The 16,361-nt window shown below is 43.8% G+C and carries 19 protein-coding genes and 1 pseudogene; 18 read left to right on the top strand and 2 right to left on the bottom strand.

What is annotated here, in order from left to right:
- The first annotated feature begins 158 nt into the window (after positions 1 to 158).
- The 7 genes from LCF57_RS25595 (at position 159) to glnA (ending at position 7,193) form a co-directional block, all read left to right on the top strand.
- Positions 159 to 716 (top strand): DUF402 domain-containing protein, encoded by a 558-nt coding sequence (locus LCF57_RS25595; protein ID WP_226003173.1) that lies wholly within the window; start codon positions 159 to 161, stop codon positions 714 to 716.
- Positions 713 to 1,408 carry a YdcF family protein gene (locus LCF57_RS25590; RefSeq protein ID WP_226003172.1) on the top strand — a complete coding sequence of 232 codons (696 nt, stop codon included), beginning with the start codon at positions 713 to 715 and terminating at the stop codon, positions 1,406 to 1,408. Before LCF57_RS25595 ends, LCF57_RS25590 begins: the two co-directional genes overlap by 4 nt.
- A 115-nt stretch (positions 1,409 to 1,523) precedes the next feature.
- The gene (locus LCF57_RS25585) at positions 1,524 to 2,507 is read left to right on the top strand and encodes an AAA family ATPase (protein ID WP_226003171.1); all 984 of its coding nucleotides are present in this window, start codon (positions 1,524 to 1,526) and stop codon (positions 2,505 to 2,507) included.
- 120 nt (positions 2,508 to 2,627) lie between these two features.
- Positions 2,628 to 3,914 carry a GTPase HflX gene (gene hflX / locus LCF57_RS25580; RefSeq protein ID WP_226003170.1) on the top strand — a complete coding sequence of 429 codons (1,287 nt, stop codon included), beginning with the start codon at positions 2,628 to 2,630 and terminating at the stop codon, positions 3,912 to 3,914.
- 115 nt (positions 3,915 to 4,029) lie between these two features.
- Positions 4,030 to 5,283: an aminotransferase class I/II-fold pyridoxal phosphate-dependent enzyme gene (locus LCF57_RS25575; protein WP_226003169.1), complete on the top strand. Its 1,254-nt coding sequence runs from the start codon at positions 4,030 to 4,032 to the stop codon at positions 5,281 to 5,283.
- An 83-nt stretch (positions 5,284 to 5,366) separates the two neighbouring features.
- Entirely contained in the window at positions 5,367 to 5,780 is a 414-nt protein-coding gene (locus LCF57_RS25570) for a MerR family transcriptional regulator (protein WP_007430683.1), read from the top strand.
- Positions 5,781 to 5,864: 84 nt separating this feature from the next.
- A complete protein-coding gene (gene glnA, locus LCF57_RS25565; protein ID WP_226003168.1) occupies positions 5,865 to 7,193 on the top strand; it encodes a type I glutamate--ammonia ligase in 1,329 nt (442 codons plus the stop codon).
- Positions 7,194 to 7,358: 165 nt separating this feature from the next.
- Here the strand turns inward: glnA and LCF57_RS25560 are convergent, their stop codons facing one another.
- Positions 7,359 to 7,586: a tyrosine-type recombinase/integrase gene (locus LCF57_RS25560; protein ID WP_226003167.1), complete on the bottom strand. Its 228-nt coding sequence runs from the start codon at positions 7,584 to 7,586 to the stop codon at positions 7,359 to 7,361.
- A gap of 393 nt (positions 7,587 to 7,979) precedes the next feature.
- Between LCF57_RS25560 and LCF57_RS25555 the strand changes: the two genes are divergently transcribed.
- From LCF57_RS25555 to LCF57_RS25540, 4 genes are all read left to right on the top strand, one after another.
- The gene (locus tag LCF57_RS25555; protein ID WP_226003166.1) at positions 7,980 to 8,435 is read left to right on the top strand and encodes a hypothetical protein; all 456 of its coding nucleotides are present in this window, start codon (positions 7,980 to 7,982) and stop codon (positions 8,433 to 8,435) included.
- Positions 8,436 to 8,745: 310 nt separating this feature from the next.
- Positions 8,746 to 9,327, top strand: a complete 582-nt coding sequence (locus LCF57_RS25550; protein ID WP_226003165.1) for a copper amine oxidase N-terminal domain-containing protein — start codon at positions 8,746 to 8,748, stop codon at positions 9,325 to 9,327.
- A gap of 70 nt (positions 9,328 to 9,397) precedes the next feature.
- Positions 9,398 to 9,739, top strand: coding sequence for a copper amine oxidase N-terminal domain-containing protein (locus LCF57_RS25545; RefSeq protein WP_226003164.1), 342 nt, complete (start codon positions 9,398 to 9,400; stop codon positions 9,737 to 9,739).
- Between the two features lie 83 nt (positions 9,740 to 9,822).
- Positions 9,823 to 9,993, top strand: a complete 171-nt coding sequence (locus LCF57_RS25540) for a hypothetical protein (RefSeq protein ID WP_226003163.1) — start codon at positions 9,823 to 9,825, stop codon at positions 9,991 to 9,993.
- Between the two features lie 280 nt (positions 9,994 to 10,273).
- Here the strand turns inward: LCF57_RS25540 and abc-f are convergent, their stop codons facing one another.
- Positions 10,274 to 11,761 (bottom strand): ribosomal protection-like ABC-F family protein, encoded by a 1,488-nt coding sequence (gene abc-f / locus LCF57_RS25535; protein ID WP_226003162.1) that lies wholly within the window; start codon positions 11,759 to 11,761, stop codon positions 10,274 to 10,276.
- 567 nt (positions 11,762 to 12,328) lie between these two features.
- Here abc-f and LCF57_RS25530 point away from each other — a divergent pair.
- From LCF57_RS25530 to LCF57_RS25500, 7 genes and pseudogenes are all read left to right on the top strand, one after another.
- Positions 12,329 to 12,655, top strand: a complete 327-nt coding sequence (locus tag LCF57_RS25530; protein ID WP_226003161.1) for a hypothetical protein — start codon at positions 12,329 to 12,331, stop codon at positions 12,653 to 12,655.
- Between the two features lie 45 nt (positions 12,656 to 12,700).
- Entirely contained in the window at positions 12,701 to 12,934 is a 234-nt protein-coding gene (locus tag LCF57_RS25525) for a phage antirepressor KilAC domain-containing protein (RefSeq protein WP_413232229.1), read from the top strand.
- Positions 12,935 to 13,022: 88 nt separating this feature from the next.
- Positions 13,023 to 13,244, top strand: coding sequence for a hypothetical protein (locus LCF57_RS25520; protein ID WP_226003160.1), 222 nt, complete (start codon positions 13,023 to 13,025; stop codon positions 13,242 to 13,244).
- Positions 13,219 to 13,721 (top strand): annotated as a pseudogene (locus LCF57_RS25515) (holin family protein). Before LCF57_RS25520 ends, LCF57_RS25515 begins: the two are co-directional and overlap by 26 nt.
- Positions 13,699 to 14,655 (top strand): GH25 family lysozyme, encoded by a 957-nt coding sequence (locus LCF57_RS25510; protein ID WP_226003159.1) that lies wholly within the window; start codon positions 13,699 to 13,701, stop codon positions 14,653 to 14,655. Before LCF57_RS25515 ends, LCF57_RS25510 begins: the two are co-directional and overlap by 23 nt.
- Before the next feature lie 2 nt (positions 14,656 to 14,657).
- Positions 14,658 to 15,194, top strand: a complete 537-nt coding sequence (locus LCF57_RS25505) for a phage holin, LLH family (protein ID WP_226003158.1) — start codon at positions 14,658 to 14,660, stop codon at positions 15,192 to 15,194.
- A gap of 160 nt (positions 15,195 to 15,354) precedes the next feature.
- On the top strand, positions 15,355 to 16,185 hold the full coding sequence (locus tag LCF57_RS25500; protein WP_226003157.1) for a hypothetical protein: 831 nt from the start codon (positions 15,355 to 15,357) through the stop codon (positions 16,183 to 16,185).
- The last annotated feature ends 176 nt before the right edge of the window (positions 16,186 to 16,361 follow it).

Here is a 16,361-nt window from a genome sequence, read left to right as displayed (position 1 = left end):
GTTTGATGTAAGTTGACTTGTTTTTAAGCTAAAGGTATTTTCGGACCGTTTTACGGTCTGAGAATACCTTTTTTTGTTGTAGCAAAGGGTATCTTTTTTGAGTGTACAGTTTAAATATGGTAAGCTGGTTTTACCAATGTTGGAGAGGAACATCATTTATGAAGCGCAAATTCGGAGACCGGGCCAACTGGCGCAGAATAACGAATCGCAAGTTTGCTTGCCGGTATGTAGAAAGTGACGCGTTTACAGGATACGTGACCCTGTATACCATTGTGAGTCTCAAGGAGCCGTTGTGGAAAAGCTACGGTGGTCACACGTTTTGCATAGCCGATAAAGGTTATTCCTGGCTGCAATATTATCCAAAAGGTGAGCATTATGTAGTGACCGCTATGTTTGACAATCGAGAGCAGATCGTGGAATGGTACATTGATACCTGCCGAAATCAGGGTGTAACCGATCAGGGTGTGCCTTGGTTTGACGATTTGTATTTGGATGTCGTAGTGCTTAAAAATGGTGAAATCTTCTTGGTGGATGAGGATGAGCTGGAGGAAGCGTTACAACGTGGGCATATTTCAACGCAAGAGGCAGAATTGGCTAATCGCACAGCGGCTGATGTGCTGCGTCGGATAGATGCCCACATGTTCCCCTATTTTAAAATGTCACTGAAACACCGCGCAGAATGGTTTCACAACGGTGATTTCAAGAGGGATCGGTGAAGGTTTTGCAGTGGAATGGTAATATCGGGCCAAAACGCTCTGATCTTCACAACAGGCTAAGTAGCTCGGGGAAAAGATTTATCCTATTCAAGCGTCTCGTGCTTTGCTTACTGATTGTTATGCTGATCGGATTGGTATGGGCAGGCGCCCGAGTTTGGAAAATGAATACAGCTGCCTCTACGAGTCCACTTCAGCAAGCGCAAATCGGTATCGTACTGGGGGCTTCCATGTGGGGGGCAGAGCCCAGCCCCGGATTAAAGGAGAGGCTGGAAGAAGCCTTGCGGCTATACCGCAATGGGACTGTAAAGCGTCTGATTGTTAGTGGAGGACTGGATAAGCCCGATTTTCCGTATACAGAGGCCGAAGGCATGCAACGCTATTTGGTAGATAGAGGTGTCCCTGCCAAGCATATTGTATTGGAGAGCCATGCTACCAGCACCTATGAAAATCTGCTGTACAGCCAGCGAATTATGAAAGAGCATGGCTGGACCTCGACTGTGATCATTACACATAGCTATCATGGCCCTCGCGCGCTGGAAATTGCTCAATTTTTGAATTTCGATCATCCCCAGCTGGCTCTAACAGAATCCAAAGTGCTGAATATGCCGCTTCATCAATCGAGAGAAGTATTGGCTTACGCTAAATGGACGCTGCAACGGTGGTGGATCAGCGCTCAAACTTGGCTGGGATGAACGTGGAGGAATGCCCTGTGTGCATTCCCGTTACTTTTTTGCTAATAAGGACATGCCGGACCGAATACATTAATAGGGTAAGCTGTGCCTGAAGAAATGTTGAGGTGATGGATGCATGAACGGACGGGGAATCGCCGCGGGCAAGCGGTCGGAGGAGAGACCTTCCAGACAAATCAATGTCGTGCTGCGTAGCCCGGAGCCGACAGCTTCGGTGACTGTAGACGAGAAGGAAGCAGCAGCTTCAGCCAAGTCGCAGGCGCTACCGCAGTATCTCAGTCTTTATCAGGAAATTCAGAAAGAACTCGATCATCTCGTTGGCTTGGATAACATTAAAGACCTGGTATTTGAAGTATATGCTTTTTTGCAAATCACCCATATGCGCACAGATGCGGGATTGCTGAGTAATGCCCACGTATATCACATGATTTTCAAAGGGAATCCAGGTACGGGGAAAACGACGGTAGCCCGCATTATCGCTAAAATGCTGCAAAAAATGGGAGTGCTGAGCAAAGGTCATCTGATTGAGGTGGAAAGAGCTGATCTGGTAGGGGAGTATATTGGGCATACTGCGCAAAAAACGCGGGATCTGGTGAAGAAATCTCTCGGCGGGGTGCTGTTCATTGATGAGGCTTACAGTTTGGCACGTGGAGGGGAAAAGGATTTCGGCAAAGAAGCGATTGATACCTTGGTAAAGGCTATGGAAGACCAAAAAAATCAATTTATTCTGATTCTCGCTGGGTATTCGGGGGAAATGGACTTTTTTTTGCGAACGAATCCTGGTTTGCCTTCTCGCTTTCCGATCCAGTTGGATTTTCCTGACTATACCGTCGATCAGCTTATTCAAATTTCCGAGATGATGGCTAAGGAACGAGATTATATTCTTATGCCCCAATCCATACTCAAAATGAAGGAGCATTTGCTAAACGAGCGTAATGAGAGTCTTCATGCATTCAGTAATGCACGTTATGTCCGTAACGTGATTGAAAAAGCGATTCGCCATCAGGCTGTCAGGCTGCTCAATCAGTACAGAAGCGGGCAGCCCGGAAAGCAGGAATTGATGACGTTGCGTCCAGAGGATTTGAAATTGGACAAAAGATAGGCGATAATAGGAATCTGAATCTCTAAATCACATCGAATTGCACGACATTGAACGGGGCCGGCCTGAATATCAGGTCGGTCTCTGTTCGAGGGTTGATATGAAAATAAAGGAGCAAACAATATGGCGAACTCCACTCATGATACACAAACCGAAATACAGGATAAGGCGGTACTAGTCAGTCTAATTACGGACGAAGTTAAACGTTCTGGCATCAATACGGAATATTCGCTGGATGAGCTGGTGAAGCTGGCTGAGACAGCGGGAGTTGAAGTGCTGAGCGTCCTGACCCAGAATAGGGAGACCAAAGACTCCAAATGGTTTATTGGTAAAGGGAAAGTAGAGGAATTACGTGCGGTAGCCGAGGAACTCGGAGCAAATACAGCTATTTTTGACCAAGAGCTATCGGGAGCCCAAGTACGAAATCTGGAAGAAAGTCTGGATCTCAAAATTATTGACCGGACACAGCTTATTCTGGACATCTTTGCCCAGCGTGCGAAAACACGTGAAGGTATTATTCAGGTTGAGCTGGCACAGCTGTCATATTTGCTGCCTCGTCTGTCTGGACATGGTAAAAACCTATCACGGCTTGGGGGCGGAATCGGAACGCGTGGTCCTGGCGAAAGCAAGCTTGAAACAGACCGTCGTCATATCCGCGACCGTATCAGTGATCTGAAACGTCAGCTGGAAGAGGTAACCCGTCATCGTTATTTACACAGAGAGCGCAGACAAAAGAGCGGTATCGTGCAGGTAGCGCTGGTTGGCTATACTAATGCTGGCAAATCAACGCTGTTAAAGCAACTGACGGCAGCTGACGTATATATTGAGAACCAGCTGTTTGCAACGCTGGACCCTACCTCCAGAACGATGGAACTGCCGAGTGGCAAAGAGGTTATTCTTACAGATACAGTCGGATTTATTCAAAATCTGCCTCATGATTTGGTAGCTTCCTTCCGGGCTACTCTAGAGGAAGCTAATGAAGCTCATCTTATTTTACATGTCGTGGACGCTTCCTCCGATATGCGTGACGAACAAATGAAAGTCGTAGAGACGATCTTGCAGCAGTTGGGTGCTGCGGACAAGCCTCAGATTGTTTTGTTTAACAAAAAGGATGCTTGTACCCCTGAGCAATTGGAAATGCTTCCTTCAGGGGAGGGCTATTTGAAAATCAGTTCCTTCGATGAAGGAGATTTGCTGCGTATCCGTGAGCTGGTTCAAGAGCATTTGAGTGGGGATACACTGAGATTCCGCATTCCTGCGGAACGTGGCGACCTGACATCGGTGCTGTACCGAATCGGAGACGTGCTGCTGACAGAGTATGACGGTAATGATGTCATATATCAGGTAGAAATTCAAAGAGGCGAATATGAAAAGTATGGTCATGCGCTTAGCGAGTTCACAGAAGCTTAACATCTGATGACGTTTTTGGGTCGATAAATGATAAGAATGGCTCATCGTTTAAAGCGAGCAATAATATAACAACAATAGCCTAAGGCTGCGTAAGAGAGAGGGTCAAGAAGGTAAAATGGTAGTTTTCAGTCCGGAAATTCAGCAAATTCAGGAATCGGTAGAACGAAAAATACAGGAACGTATACAGCACATAGATCATATCGTTGATGCAAATCAGTGGAAGGTTATTCAGTCTTTCCAGCGGAAGCAAGTGAGTGATTTTCATTTTGCAGGTTCTACGGGATATGCTTACAATGACCGGGGGCGTGAGGTGCTGGAAGAGGTCTATGCCGATGTATTCGGTGCGGAGGCAGCATTGGTGCGTCCGCATTTTGCCTCAGGAACCCATACGATCGCCACGGCTTTATTTGGTGTGTTGCGTCCGGGGGATGAACTGTTGTATATCACCGGGCGGCCTTATGATACGCTGCACAAGGTGATTGGCAAGCCCGGCGATGGAACAGGGTCATTACAGGATTTTGGTGTTACTTATGGAGAAACAGCCTTAACAGCAGAAGGCAAAGTGGACTGGAAAGCGGTGGAGGCTGCAATTCATGCCAATACCAAGGTGATCGGTATCCAGCGTTCGCGCGGTTATGATTGGAGAGCTTCCTTTAGTGTAGCTGATATCGAGGAAATGACAGCGCGTGTAAAGGCAATAAAACCTGACGTGATTGTTTTTGTGGACAATTGCTATGGAGAATTTACTGAAAAACTGGAGCCTACTCAGGTTGGTGTCGATTTGATGGCAGGTTCGCTGATTAAAAATCCCGGTGGCGGCATTGCCGAAACGGGTGGCTATATCTGCGGTAAACAAGAGTATGTAGAACTGGCAGCCTATCGACTAACAGCACCTGGAATTGGTGGAGAAGTAGGAGCGATGCTGGGTACCACACGAGGTATTTTTCAGGGCTTATTCCTTGCTCCAACACTGGTTGGGCAGGCGGTTAAAGGCAGTGTATTTGCAGCTGCGGTTTTTGAAGAAATGGGCTTTGAGACTAAGCCGGCTTGGAATGAGGAGCGCACGGATTTGATTCAGGCGATCTCTTTTAGCGGACCAGAGCATCTTATTGCTTTTGTGCAGGGAATTCAGCGTGCCGCCGCCGTGGATAGCCATGTGGTACCTGAGCCGTGGGATATGCCAGGCTATGAGCACCCGGTTATCATGGCGGCGGGTACATTTATACAAGGGGGAAGTTTGGAATTATCTGCAGATGCACCGATTCGTGAACCCTATATTGGTTACATGCAAGGGGGCTTAACCTACTCTCATGTGAAATATGGAGTGCTTATGGCCCTGCAAACAATGAAAGAACGTAAATTATTGTGAGTTTTTCTAACATATCATTGACACTTTGCATCAGCTAAATGTACAATAAGGTGAATAATAGATCACTGGAAGGTTGATGACAAATGGGCGACGAAATTCGCAGAAATATGGCCTTATTTCCAATAGGTATTGTCATGAAGCTAACGGACTTGTCAGCACGTCAGATTCGTTATTATGAACAGCATAACTTGATAGTTCCTGCCCGTACATCGGGTAACCAACGTCTTTTTTCTTTTAATGACGTAGAGCGATTGCTTGAAATCAAGGCGTTGATTGAGAAGGGTGTTAACATTGCAGGAATTAAACAAGTCATGAATCCGGTTACCAAAGAATCGGAGGAGGCTACGGTTATTACTGCAGACACGGAAGTCAAACGCCGTGAAATGTCCGATACTCAGCTTCACCGCTTGCTGAAGCAACAGCTTGTGGCAGGCAAAAGACCAGGACAGGTATCCTTGATCCAAGGTGAATTATCACGTTTTTTTAATAAAAGATAATGCTATATCTTACATCTTGAACTTATCATCTAAGAAATTTATGGAACAACTGAATACTGTCGCTACAGAAAGGGAGAGGTTAGTGTGAGTTATACGAGAGAAGATATCCTTCGGATTGCGAAAGAAGAAAATGTTCGTTTTATTCGTTTGCAGTTCACAGATTTGCTGGGCACAATTAAAAACGTTGAAATTCCAGTTAGCCAACTGGAAAAAGCATTGGACAACAAAATGATGTTTGACGGTTCTTCCATTGAAGGCTATGTGCGCATCGAGGAATCTGACATGTACTTATATCCAGACTTGGACACATGGGTTGTATTCCCTTGGGTAACCTCAGATCGTGTAGCTCGTTTGATCTGTGATATTTACAAGCCGGACGGAGTTCCGTTTGCAGGTGACCCACGCGGCATTTTGAAACGTGTACTGAAGGAAGCAGAGGAGTTGGGATATACTTCGATGAATGTTGGACCTGAACCGGAATTCTTCCTGTTTAAAACGGATGAAAAAGGCGAGCCGACCACAGAACTGAATGACCAAGGCGGATATTTTGACCTGGCACCTATGGATCTGGGTGAAAACTGCCGTCGTGAAATTGTTCTTAAGCTTGAAGAAATGGGCTTCGAAATTGAAGCATCCCACCATGAGGTTGCACCTGGTCAGCATGAAATTGACTTTAAATATGCGGATGCGATCAAAGCTGCTGATCAGATTCAAACGTTCAAGCTCGTTGTCAAGACGATCGCACGTCAGCATGGTCTGCATGCTACCTTTATGCCAAAACCTTTGTTTGGTGTGAATGGCTCCGGTATGCACTGCAACCAGTCGTTGTTCAAGGATAATGAGAACGTATTTTATGATGAAACGGACGAACTCGGATTAAGTCAAACAGCCCGCCACTATATGGCTGGTATTCTCAAGCATGCACGTGCAATGGCCGCAATCACGAATCCAACAGTGAATTCATATAAGCGTCTCGTACCAGGTTATGAAGCGCCTTGTTATGTTGCTTGGTCTGCAAGTAACCGCAGCCCGATGATTCGGATTCCTGCATCTCGTGGCCTGAGTACACGTGTCGAAGTTCGTAATCCTGATCCGGCTGCAAATCCTTATTTGGCCTTGGCTGTGATGTTGAGAGCTGGCTTGGATGGCATCAAACGCCAGTTGCCTCTGCCAGCTCCGATTGATCGTAATATCTATGTTATGTCCGAGGAAGAGCGCATCGAAGAAGGCATTCCAAGCCTGCCTGCAGACTTGAAGGAAGCTCTGTCTGAGCTCATTCGGAGCGAAGTTATCTCTGACGCACTGGGCGACCATGCTTTGGCATACTTCTATGAGCTTAAAGAAATTGAATGGGACATGTACAGAACACAGGTCCACCAGTGGGAACGTGATCAATATCTGACGCTTTACTAAAATGTGAAATCCCTTGGCGCTCTAAGCGTTGAGGGATTTTTGCTTTTGTGGGTAGCTAATGAATTTTATAAAGTCGATCTATACTTGCCCCCAAATTGCCCCCAAACTTTTTATTACGAAATAAATTTTCAGTGAAAGACTCATAGTTCTCCATGTTATTCATCTCTATTTTTTGGATATATGTGCATAGATATCCGAAGTTATTTGGATGCTACCATGTCCCAAACGTTCTTGCACATACTTCATTTCAGCCCCAGCTTCTAGTTGCAATACTGCCTGAGTATGTCGAAGTGAATGGATAGGTAAGGGAGAAAGCCTTGTTCTTTTCAAAATTCTGGAAAATGAATTGAACAAAGACGATTTTGGGATCGGACTTCCGTCTGTATGACACATAATTAGATTAAGTTCATGCCTATATATTTCGCCTAAAGTGATCTTGTTTTGATTTTGAACATTTAAGTGATGCTTTAATAAGCCAATAATATGTTACTTATTTTCACAGTTGTTTTTGAGTCGAATGTTTTTGTATCGCCAAATAAATCATTAGGATTCTCCGGGATATCATAATTTAAAGTTTTACGTTTACTGTACCGTTCTTTAGATCAATGTCGGGCCACTGCAATGCTCTACTTCTTAATCCCACTGGTAGTCACACCCTCACACGGATGCTTGTCCAGTTTTCCGAGCGTAAGCGCGGGGTGGTAGCTGAGTAGATTGTCGGGCAGATTGGAAACTTTGTATCCTTGGTAATCGGTAGACGTAATAACGTAACCAAGATCAATACTAATGGATCAGTGCCGGCAACGACGATTATACGATTGCATCGTTCAGGGTAGATATGCAGGGCAACGTAGTTGCCAGATCAATCAAACAACAGGCCAAATTGACAATTCAGAAATGAATGCTTCAGATATCGGAGCCAGTACAGTTAATGTAAGTACAATACGAGGAAGTAAGTTAATCGGTAATGAGATTGAGGGAGGTATTATTACCGGGGCCTTGTTCCGCACAGTCAAAGAAGGTTGCCGTATTGAAATAAACTCTACTGGTCTTACTGCCTATAACTCCCGAGGTGGAGAGTCCATTTCATTAGGGCAATATAATGATGGAGCAGCCTTACTCTTTATGGATAATGGTTCACCAAGAGGGAGTGTATACGGAGATTCAGAGGGATTTCATTTGGGAAGCATGGCCTCTATTATTATTCGATCTGTAGACGATGCTACGTATTTCCAAGGGTGAAGTTGATTTCAATTACGCAACCGTAACCGGACTTGATTTAAATATGCAGAGCATATCTGGTTTGTCTGATAATTATCAGATATTGATAAGCGAATCTCAGAAATTTATAGCGAATTATTCACTGATATGATTACAAACGCATCATTCGATCCGTCAAGTCGAAATCTGAAACTGTACAGTGTCGCCCGCACCATAGCTACAGTGAATATACCAGCTGGAGGAAACTCTAGTAGTTCGACAACATGATGTTTACTGCACCTCCTACTAATGGTAATATTAGGAAATATATACTATGCAGGAGGTACGGATGATGAAAAACTGGTCTTATTTGCTTAGTGGCGTATTAAATGGTGTGATTGTCGCTACAGCAGGTAGTGCATTCGCGGATCAAATTAAGTCTATGATCGGGCAGACAGTGGCGGGGGAATATACAGTCAAGGTTAATGGCAGCTCATTATCAGAAAACGCAATTGTCATTGACGGGAAGGCGCACGTTCCTTTGCGAGCTGTAACCGACTCTTTAGGAGTGAACTTAAAAGTGGATGGAAAGACAATTCAAATTGATTCATCGAATAATTCTTCTTCACAACAAGCGAATGCTGAAGTGAAAACCGTTTCAGGTAAATACCAAGGATGGCCTATTTCCAAGTTGGAAGAGAGGAAATCTGAGCTTGAGAAATTTGTAACAGATACAGAAAGTGACAAAGGAAATATGGTGAAGTTTCTTGAGATTTCTTCTAAGAAGACGGAATCTACTTCAGATAAGTTTGCGGAAATTAGAGAAAAAAATATTGAAGAAACAAAGAAAAATATACAAGAAGCTGAAACTAATATAGCTAAATATAAGACTGATCTAGAAGAAATAAATAAAACTATAGCTTCACTGAAATAAAATCCGTAGTGTCACGGCATTATACGTAAAATAAAATAGAAACGAATAGACCAATAGCGAAGGCATTTAGATGAATAAAAAGATGTATCTGTTTATAGGTGCTTTACTCGGAGTACTGCTAGCTACTTCTGGTGGAGCTGCGGCAGATCAAGTGAAATCATTAGTTGGGAAGACTGTTGCAAGGGAATACAATGTGAGAGTAAATGGAACAACATTGTCTGAAAACGCTATTGTCGTCGATGGTACAGCGTATGTGCCTTTGCGCTCGATCTCAGACTCATTGGGGGCGAACCTTGCGGTGAAGGGAAAAACTATTGAAATTGCAACAGGAACTCCTTCTTCTAATGTGGTTGTTCAAGAGCAATCACAAGCAATAGCTTTGAAAGACAACCCATATGACAATTGGTCCTAGGAACTAATTGTGAAGCATATTGGAACCGTGGAGGAATTGATCGATATATATATAATAATGATATTAAAAAATATGAGAAGTCATTGACTGACACCGATAGAAGAATAGGTGCGGCGGGCGACGATCAAAGACTTATTGAACGCATTGAAAAAAGCGTCACTGAGACAGAGAAAGAATTACAAGAATCCAAAGACAGTTTATTTGAGCATAAAAAAGAGCTAGAACTACTTAATGCAGCATTAGCTACTAAATAAATATGTAGTAACCTAGTAATAAACAAACTATGTACTGTATAAACAAAAGCCCTCCATCCCTATTAAGGGGGCTTTTGTTTATATAAGGGAATAATTATTAGACTGCCTTCAATAATAGAAACAACGGCAGCCATGGGCGAGAAAAAAAAATCCTAGACTGCCGATGTTCTATTGAACTATCGTGTCCCTTTAGTTCAATCTCTTCCCTTTTCATAAAAGTTGTTGTGCAAAGCTTTCTGCCGTTGAAATCATGCCTTACTCCAAGTCACTTTGTAAAATTCTAATCCCTACCGAGTTCAATCGTTTTCGTGGCGACACGGTCATGAAATTCCCGATCATGCTCCACGAATATAATGGTCGGCGTGTACTCAAGCAGCAGCTCCTCAATTTGCATCCGGGAAATCACGTCGACAAAGTTGAGCGGTTCGTCCCAAATATGCAGATGAGCCTCCTCACATAGGCTTCTCGCGATCAGAACCTTCTTCTTCTGCCCGCCGCTAAACGCCGATATATCCTTCTCAAACTGGATGCGGGCAAAATCTAGCTTACGCAACACGGCCTTAAATAAGCTTTCGTCAATTCTGTACTCTGTTGCATAATCGGAAAGCGTTCCTCGCAGATGAGAAGTATTCTGGGATACATAGGAAACGCAAAGCTGCGGCTCCCGCTGAAACGTACCTGTATAGTGTAGCGCCTCAGCGTTGAGCAGGCGGAGTAAGCTAGACTTACCTGAACCATTTGGACCTGAAATTGCAATCCGATCTCCTGGTTCGATCGTCAGACTAACGTTCTTGCAAACCGCTCTTTCCCCGTAGTAAATCGTGACGTGATCCAGCATCGCCAGTTCCGATTTGGGATACACGAGCTGAGAGATCGCAAGGCTTTCTGACTGTTCGATATTTCGGAGCAGTTTCGACTTTTCCTCTAAAGCGGCGTGTTGCCGCTGTTCGATGGATTTCGAGCGTTTCATCATTTTTGCTGCCTTATGCCCGACGTATCCCTTGTCAAGCTTGGAACCGGAATTTCGTGTGCCGTTTTTTGATTTTTCGGTCTCGAAAGACCAGCCGCTAGTACGTTTAGCAGAAGCTGATAAACGCTGTATGTCTTTGTACAGCTTTTCGTTTTGTGCCATTTCAAACGTATCCTGGCGAGTTTTGTTCGTCCACCAGCTCGAGAAGTTGCCTTTTTGGATTTCGATATTCGTTTTGTTGATCGATAGAATATGATCCACGCAGCGGTCGAGAAAAGCTCGGTCGTGTGAAACTAGAATAAAACCGCGCTTTGTATTCAGATAATCGGCGACAAGCTTGCGTGCGTGCAAGTCGAGATGATTGGTAGGCTCGTCGATGAGCAGAAATCGATTGTCTTGGATGAATAGCACGGCCAGCAATACCTTCGTCTGTTCTCCTTGGGACAGCGATTCGAATGGGCGGTACAAAACGTCTTCTGAAACCTTAAGCAGGTTCAGTTCGCGCATCAACTTCCAGTTCTCATAGTTTGGCACGATCTCTTCGACGACGTCTAAGGTCAAATACTCCGGGTGTTTGACGGGAAACGGAAAATAATCAAAGGCGACTGGTGTGGAGATCGTACCGCTGTATTCGTACTTCCCCTGAAGCAGGTTTAAGAACGTCGTTTTCCCCCGACCGTTTCGCCCCGTAAAGCCCAACTTCCAGTCTGTATCAATTTGAAAATGAACATTTTTGAATATGGGGTCATAGCTGCCTGGATAGGCAAAAGTAAGATTGGTTACCTGAATGGCGGGCATGGCAATCATCCTTTCGTTTGGAAATAAAAAAGAGCCGCAAGAAAGGTGCTATCTTGCGGCTCTAATCCATACGAGGAAATACGGCCCCATTCTAAGGGGCCGTATGACTGTCCGGAGAGGGAGCGCAAACGAAACGCAGAGCTTTCTTGCAGAGATGAAATAAAACGACCACAGCCGATCGCTGAGTCCGTTATTTTCGTGATCTCGAAGCAAGAAAGTTCTACATGTATCCGTTCAACTCCCATCATCAAATTACATTCAGTTTATCACAATAGTAATTTAACTACAACCTGCGTAGTCCCGTTTAGGCTGAAGCCTCGCGTAGGTCGACATGCTCCTTAGATTGATTACTGTTATTCAACTATCATGCTCGTTCGTATTAGGTTAATAACATATGGGTTTTTAAAATCTGTAGCGTTATAGCAACAGAACCAATTTAAGATATAAGTATGAAAGCCTCTGATAACTCAGGGGCTTATTTTGAGTTCAAAGAAAGGTGAGATTAGCAATGATATACTTACAATTCACGGAGTACGAGGTTATATTTACAGCAATGGTACAGCATAATTGAATTTAGAGGATGTGTCTCGCGGACTAGGATTCACCGACGGTTCCAAAGGCACAGAGTATGTGAAATGGGACAGGGTGAGGCAGTATTTATCTGATTTAAAATTTTCGACAGAAGTGTCGAAAGATATTTTTATCCCTGAAAACATCTTTTATCGTTTAGCAATGAAGGCAAGAAATGAAACTGTTGAGACATTTCAGGTAAGAGTAGCAGATGAAATACTACCTTCCATTCGCAAGCATGGGATTTATGCTACGGATAACGTGATCGACAACATTTTCAATAATCCTGACTTTGGAATTGAGCTATTGACCAAACTTAAATAGGAACGAGCTGCCAGAGTTGAGGCTGAAAGAACAAATGCAATTCTGATGCATGTTAACAAAACCTATACTGCTACAGAGATTGCCAAGGAACTTGGATTCAAGTCAGCAATTGCGCTGAATAATGATTTAGGAAATCGAAAAATTCAATTCAGGCAGAATGACACATGGTTGTTGTATAGCAGGTATGCGGATTGTGGCTATGTTGAAATCAAACAAGAAGTTCTTGATAACGGTAAAGTTATCTATCACCGTAGATTTACTCAATTAGGACGTGAATAGCTTGTGAAAATTTATAATAAGGAGCAATTAAAGGCATCTGCAAACTAAAGGTGTCTTTTTTTTGTGTCTGAGGGAGATGATGAAACCCGTGGCAAAAATAAAATCTACATTGGATATACAACTGGATCTAACAAGGCCAGTTGAAGAATTGACCGAGGTCATTTCTGCAGTCATTGCTTCGCAACCAGCGCGCCGTAAAGAAATACTTAAAGGATTGGATATAGCAGTAGGAAATGCATTAGCAGAGATACAGGCCCAAGATGAACAGGATCAGAAAACAGACAATGATAGCTCAGGAAAAGTTTCCTGAACGGAGAGACGGGGGAAGAAGGTTGGATAAGTGGGAGGTTTTTAAGTCCAGCACTGCTTTAGGAAGCAGCGCTGTGACGCATTTCTATGGTGGGTGGTCGGGAGTATTGGAGGTGTTGCTTGCACTGGTCATTATTGATTATGTGACAGGGTTGTTCGCGGCAGGGGTCGAGGGTAAGAAGAGGACCGGACCCGGTTTAAAAAGCAAGATAGGTCTTGTGGGCATCGCTCGAAAGGCTTTATTTTTACAATGGTTGCTGTATCCCATCTAATAGATGGAGTCTTAGGCGATTCGCACCTTTTCAGGGATGCGGTCGCTTATTTTTATATGGCAAATGAGCTGCTTTCGATTCTTGAGAACGGCGGCAGGCTTGGAGCGCCAATTCCACCAGTGATCTGGCAGGCAGTGGAAGTTCTAAAAAGTAAAAGTGGTAATCAGGAAGGAGAGAAAGAGGATGCAACAACGAAACAGCCGTAATGCTCAAGGGATCGACGTATCCCGTTATCAAGGAAAGATTGATTGGAAGGCGGTCAAGGCAGATGGTATTTCATTTGCTTTCATTAAAGCAAGTCAGGGGCAACGGTACGTTGATCCAACATTTATCGCCAATGCAAAAGGGGCCAGAACAGCCGAGATATTGCTAGGGGCTTACCATTTTATTGATGCAACCAGTACTGAGGCAGCAAAAGCAGAAGCAAGGCATTTCGCTAAGGTTCTGGATCAGGTTGGCGGTGCGAAAGCGCTGAACCTTCCTGCGGTAATGGATTATGAAAACAACCCCGGTATGCTGTCTAAAACACTTATTAGTGCTGTGGCGTTGGCCTTTCTGCTGGAGCTGGAGCGACTTACAGGACGCAAGCCGATTATCTACACAGGCAATGCATTTGCAGCTAATTTTAACGCCTCATTAGGCGGCTACCCCCTATGGATAGCCCGTTACAGTGATACTCGCGTCCCGAGCGACACAGTGACGTGGAAACGTTGGGATATTTGGCAATACAGCGATAGCGGCAAGGTGGATGGGATAAAAGGTAACGTAGATCTGAACGAATTTGCCGGAACGACGGACGAGCTGCGTAAGCGATTTGGCGCTGTCACGCCTGCACAGGAGACAGAATCCGTTACACCCGGCACATTCCGCGTCAATGGCAAAGAAGCGGGGGAAGCGCTTCTGTATGGGTCCAGAAATTATGTACCACTTCGGTCTTTGGCAAATGTCTTAGGCTTGTCTTATCGTTGGGACAATACCTGCAAGGAAACCTATTTAAACGGGGCCAAGCTACAATCTGTCCAGCTTGTGGAGGATATAGCTTATGTACAACTTCGGCCAATCGCAGAATCTTATGGAGCTGAGGTTTCATGGGACTCTAAGAATAGAATTGCTGCTCTGAAAACGAAAGGGGATAAATAATCATGCAAACAATAATCGAAACTGTACAACCATATGTAAGTACTATTGCAACAGCAGTCGTAGGTGTGCTGACAACCATCATTTTGGCCGGCTTGAATACAGTAAAGGTAAAAGTAAATGGATGGTTGGATGCTCGAACCACAGCGGCTCAGAGAGAAGTAATCCATAAGATTGCTGGAGAAGGCTTCGCCTTTGCTCAAACAGCTTTTAAGCAAGCTGGAGGCGAGCGCAAGCTTCAGGAGGCTTTGCAATATGCTTCACTTACTCTTTCCAGTCAAGGTATCGTAGTATCCCAAGTTGAGTTAAGGTCTGCAATTGAGAAGGCATATCTGGAGTATAAGGCTAAAACAAAGACTGTGTTGGCTACTGAATCACTACCGAGCGAAGAGGTAACACAGGCAGCAGCTAAGGAAGCTGTACCTGGTCTGGCTGCAAAGATGAATGATTTCTTGGCACAAGCTACAGCAGAGGTGTCATCAGGTCAGGCACAGTCTGAGCCTGAGACCATTCCGGTACAAACGCCTGTTACTACGGAATAAGACTAATACGGCTACAGTTTCAAAGTAATTCACTAAAAAAGGACCCTGCTGGTTTGTGCTGTCAGGGTATTTAAAATGTGTTAATTAAGAAAATTAAATTATTTGCATATTATTTTATCTTTGTATCATTGTTAATTGAAATTTAAAGGTGGGCTGTATAATGTTTAATATACTAAGTGTTATAGTAATCACCTTAGGGTTATTTTGTTCTCCAACAGGCATGTTTAGTTTAACCAGTGGTGATTTCTACCAAGAAGTGAAAGTATTAAAGGTTGATAAGAATTATAGGGCATGGCAAGGTGTCGCTTCTGACGGAACACACATTTACATTACATCTGACCGTGATGAAAATTTCAAACTTTCCAATACGATATCTACGTACACAATGGACGGTACTTTTGTAACTGAGAAAACGAATGCTTATGCAGAAACAGATCAGAAAGGGCTTTTTATGTCTTTTGGGGACTGTTATATTACAGATGGGTACCTTTACGCAACGGTATACAATTTTAATTCGGGGCCATCAACAGAGGAACGAATAAGTAGAATAGTAAAGTATAGCCTGCCTGGTTTGAATCAGGTAGATGAGTTCAATATAGGATATGGCACAGCAGAGTCTTTAGCAGAATATAATAATACATACTGGATAGTTTACCATGACTTAAATGAGATCAGGCAATTTGATAAAGATTTTAATCTAATAAAGTCATACCCATTATCGGGAAACTTTGGGACTGACGGTGGTTATCAAGGGATCTTTTTTGATGGGGATGATTTATACGCTAACCTACATGGTTCTAATGAATATGGGAAAAATTATGCACAAGGATTGGATCACTACCATTTTAACGGAAAAGAGTTTAAATTTATTGAGCGGATAAAACCTCCTACATATGGAGCAGGTCAAGGCATTGAAAAAGTTGGCGAACTGTATCTATGGGCTGATCGCCCTGGAAATAGTATAATAGTTACCAAAAAGAATAAGAATTAATTATGTTTCAGTTTGCTAAGATGAATTGAGATGAAAATTTAAAGATATACAAAAAAATTACTAATAAATGTATAATCAGCACAGATACATACGGAAGCACCGTTGTGCAATCCGAAAGCATCGGTGATACCCTGCTGGCATACGCTGGTGGGGTGTATTTACGTTTAGGGGGATGA

It is taken from the genome of Paenibacillus sp. BJ-4 (genome assembly GCF_020404765.1).
Taxonomy (GTDB): domain Bacteria; phylum Bacillota; class Bacilli; order Paenibacillales; family Paenibacillaceae; genus Paenibacillus.
The sequence above is the reverse complement of the archived record's forward strand: the minus strand, read 5'-3'. Positions and strand labels throughout refer to the sequence as shown.

Coding starts and splice junctions, on each gene's coding strand:
- LCF57_RS25595 (WP_226003173.1), top strand. CDS start 159: ATGAAGCGCAAATTCGGAGACCGGGCCAACTGGCGCAGAATAACGAAT.
- LCF57_RS25585 (WP_226003171.1), top strand. CDS start 1,524: ATGAACGGACGGGGAATCGCCGCGGGCAAGCGGTCGGAGGAGAGACCT.
- hflX (WP_226003170.1), top strand. CDS start 2,628: ATGGCGAACTCCACTCATGATACACAAACCGAAATACAGGATAAGGCG.
- LCF57_RS25575 (WP_226003169.1), top strand. CDS start 4,030: ATGGTAGTTTTCAGTCCGGAAATTCAGCAAATTCAGGAATCGGTAGAA.
- LCF57_RS25570 (WP_007430683.1), top strand. CDS start 5,367: ATGGGCGACGAAATTCGCAGAAATATGGCCTTATTTCCAATAGGTATT.
- LCF57_RS25560 (WP_226003167.1), bottom strand. CDS start 7,586: ATGTGTCATACAGACGGAAGTCCGATCCCAAAATCGTCTTTGTTCAAT.
- LCF57_RS25555 (WP_226003166.1), top strand. CDS start 7,980: ATGGATCAGTGCCGGCAACGACGATTATACGATTGCATCGTTCAGGGT.
- LCF57_RS25550 (WP_226003165.1), top strand. CDS start 8,746: ATGAAAAACTGGTCTTATTTGCTTAGTGGCGTATTAAATGGTGTGATT.
- LCF57_RS25545 (WP_226003164.1), top strand. CDS start 9,398: ATGAATAAAAAGATGTATCTGTTTATAGGTGCTTTACTCGGAGTACTG.
- abc-f (WP_226003162.1), bottom strand. CDS start 11,761: ATGCCCGCCATTCAGGTAACCAATCTTACTTTTGCCTATCCAGGCAGC.
- LCF57_RS25525 (WP_413232229.1), top strand. CDS start 12,701: ATGCATGTTAACAAAACCTATACTGCTACAGAGATTGCCAAGGAACTT.
- LCF57_RS25510 (WP_226003159.1), top strand. CDS start 13,699: ATGCAACAACGAAACAGCCGTAATGCTCAAGGGATCGACGTATCCCGT.
- LCF57_RS25505 (WP_226003158.1), top strand. CDS start 14,658: ATGCAAACAATAATCGAAACTGTACAACCATATGTAAGTACTATTGCA.
- LCF57_RS25500 (WP_226003157.1), top strand. CDS start 15,355: ATGTTTAATATACTAAGTGTTATAGTAATCACCTTAGGGTTATTTTGT.